This is a genomic window from Arenimonas sp. (assembly GCF_044348765.1).
In the GTDB taxonomy this organism is placed as follows: domain Bacteria; phylum Pseudomonadota; class Gammaproteobacteria; order Xanthomonadales; family Xanthomonadaceae; genus Arenimonas.
The window spans coordinates 1-3070 of record NZ_JBIKSE010000113.1 but is presented as its reverse complement, the minus strand read 5'-3'; the positions used below and the strand labels follow the sequence as shown (position 1 = coordinate 3070).

Sequence of the window (3070 nt, the reverse complement as noted above, 5' to 3'; positions counted from 1 at the left end):
GCACAGTGGCAAGTTCAAACATTATGGACTGGAACAAGGGCTGCCCGACAATATCATCTACGGCGTTCTGGCCAGCCCGCCTCCTGTATCCTCCCAAAGCGGGAGTGATGGCTATCTCTGGTTGAGCACCAACAAGGGGCTTTGCCGGTTCCATGTGCGGGATGAATCCGTAAAAGTCTTCACCGAAGCAGATGGCTTGCAGAACAATGAGTTCAACCAGTCGAGTTATTTCAAGACCAGGGACGGGCACTTCATTTTCGGCGGCATAAACGGCTTCAGCGTTTTCCACCCGGACAGCCTAATTTTCAACCAACACTTACCGCAGACGCATATCGTTGGTTTACAGGTCAATAATCGCCCTTTCCCTCTACCCGCTTCGGCTCTCGTTGCTGATCCCTCTTCGCTCAATCTCTCCCACGACCAAAACCTGATCACCCTCGAATTTGCAGCGCTCGATTTCACGAACCCCTCCCAGAATTTGTACCGTTACCAACTCATCCAAACGGGTTTATTTGGGGATTCCGGGGACGAAGATTGGGTGGTATTAGGCAACAAGAGTACCGTGCAATTTGCCAACCTACAACCGGGCAGTTACACCTTTAAGGTGCAGGGCAGCAACAACGACGGTTTGTGGAGCGAGCAGCCCGCCGAGTTGCAATTCACCATCCGCCCGCCGTGGTGGAAGAGTTGGGTGGCCTACCTGTTTTACCTCGGTGCCATCACTGCTATCGGCTGGCTGTTTTATCAATACCAGCGCCAAAAATTGGACTTGCAGGAAGCCTTGCGCCTAAAGGAATTGGACGATTTTAAGAGCCGCTTTTTTACTAATATCACCCATGAGTTCCGCACGCCGCTGACGGTCATCCTTGGCATGAGTGAGCAGTTGGCAATTGGCAGTTGGCAGTCCGCGCTTGGCGATGAAAAACCTGCTGTTCAAGGAAAAATAGGTTTGATTAAACGAAACGGCGAAAACCTCCTGCGCCTCATCAACCAAATCTTGGATTTGGCCAAATTGGAGTCCAAGTCCCTTAAAATCAATTATGTACAAGGCGACGTGCTGCCTTACCTGCGCTATATTTCTGAGAGCCTGCATTCCTTAGCCAATGCACAAAACGTACTGCTGCGGGCAGAGAGCACGGAGGCCAAAATCGTGATGGACTATGATCCGGAGCGGCTGCTGCAAATTGTCCACAACCTGCTGTCGAACGCCATCAAGTTCACGCCTTCGGGCGGAAAGGTGCTGATGCGGGCTGATGTGAAGGACGCATGGCTGCACCTCTCGGTATCGGATTCGGGGGTAGGGGTGCCACCGGATGAACTGCCCTTCCTGTTCGATCGGTTTTTTCAGGCAAAAAACCAGGCATCCGCTGCTGCCTCCCTGTCGGGGAGCACCGGGGTGGGGTCTGGCGGTACGGGCATCGGGCTTTCATTGACCCATGAAGTGGTCAAGGCGCTGGGCGGTAAAATATCGGTAGAGAGCACGTTGGGCGTGGGCAGCACGTTTTTGGTGAAACTGCCTGTTACGAACAAGAGCGCATTTTTAGAATCAGGAGCCAACGGGGGCCTCGAAGACCGAAAACCTGCCACCGCTACGTTGTCGCTGCCAACAGAAACCCAGCCTGCCGACCCCAATCTGCCACTCATCCTGCTCATCGAAGACAACCCCGACGTCGTCGAATACCTGGCTGCCTGCCTCTCCTCCCCCTCGAGGGCAGGCAGCCAAGGGGCTTACCAACTCGATTTTGCCTACAACGGCCGGGTCGGCATCGAAAAGGCGCTGGAAACCATCCCCGACCTCATCGTCAGCGACGTGATGATGCCCGAAAAGGACGGCTTCGAGGTGGTGGAAACCCTGAAGCACAACGAACTGACCAGCCATATCCCCATCGTACTGCTGACGGCCAAGGCCGATGTGCAGAGCCGCATCGCCGGACTGAAACGGGGGGCAGATGCCTACCTCTCCAAGCCCTTCCACCAAGAGGAACTGTTGGTGACGCTGGCCAATTTGTTGGAGCAGCGGAAGCGACTGCAAGCCAAGTATAGTGATTGGAGATTGGTGGTGGGTGATTCGTTGCCCCAATCGCCAATCTCCAACCTCCAATCACCAATCTCCGAAATCGAAGCCATTTTCCTGCAAAAAGCCCACGTTGCCATCATGGAGCATCTCTCCGATGCCCAATTTTCTGTGGAAGACCTCTGCCGCCAGCTTGGCACTAGCCAGCCGCAACTGCACCGCAAGATCACCGCTCTGACGGGCAAAAATACCACCCGCTTCATCCGCTCCGTGCGGCTCAGCAAAGCAAGGGAACTCTTATTGAATAAAAAAATGAACGTCACCGAGGCCGCCTACGCCTCTGGTTTCGACGATCCAAAGTATTTTAGCCGGGTTTTTCAGGAAGAATTCGGCGTTTTGCCCAGCAAAGTATAAACACCTGAATTTTATTTACTTACGCGTTTATTATTTTTATTATGCATTGAAAATCCTCCTTTCATGCATGGAAAGTCCACCTTTTTTTTCTTCGATGAATGGAAAGTCCACCTTTTTGAATGGAAAGTCCACCTCCTTTATCTGCCGCTGCCCCCAACTTTGCATCGTGAAGTTAGCGCTGGGATAAGGGCGGAATAGCCGCTCCTGTACTTTAGGAACCAACCTTCGTCAACTGCGGCCAAAGCCCTGCGCTAAAAAACAAACAGCAGTTATTTTTTCACTTTGATAAAATATAATATTATGACAGCGAAGTTTTTTTTCTCTACCCTTGCCTGTCTGCGGGTAGCATTGTTTTTCTCATTATTGATGGGGGGGAGCAGCCAAGCCTTTGCCGCCATCCGCTACGTAAAACCCACCGCCACCGGCTCAGGCGATGGCAGTAGTTGGGCAAACGCCAGCGCCAATTTGCAAGCCATGATCAACGCCTCTGCCGCCAACGATGAAGTGTGGGTAGCCGCAGGCACCTACAGGCCCACCCAAGACCCCTTTGGCAACAGCAGCCCGGCAGATCCGCGCGATAGAACGTTCTACCTCAAAGACGGGGTAAAACTCTATGGCGGTTTTGCCGCAACCGGTACTCCG

General features: G+C 53.0%; 2 protein-coding genes. Both read left to right on the top strand.

The genetic code is table 11. The annotated features are described in order from the left end of the window. A partial coding sequence (locus tag ACIQ0Q_RS09510) for an ATP-binding protein (RefSeq protein ID WP_395772696.1) occupies positions 1 to 2428 on the top strand: 2428 nt, incomplete at its 5' end. A gap of 300 nt (positions 2429 to 2728) precedes the next feature. Further along, a partial coding sequence (locus tag ACIQ0Q_RS09505) for a hypothetical protein (protein ID WP_395772695.1) occupies positions 2729 to 3070 on the top strand: 342 nt, incomplete at its 3' end.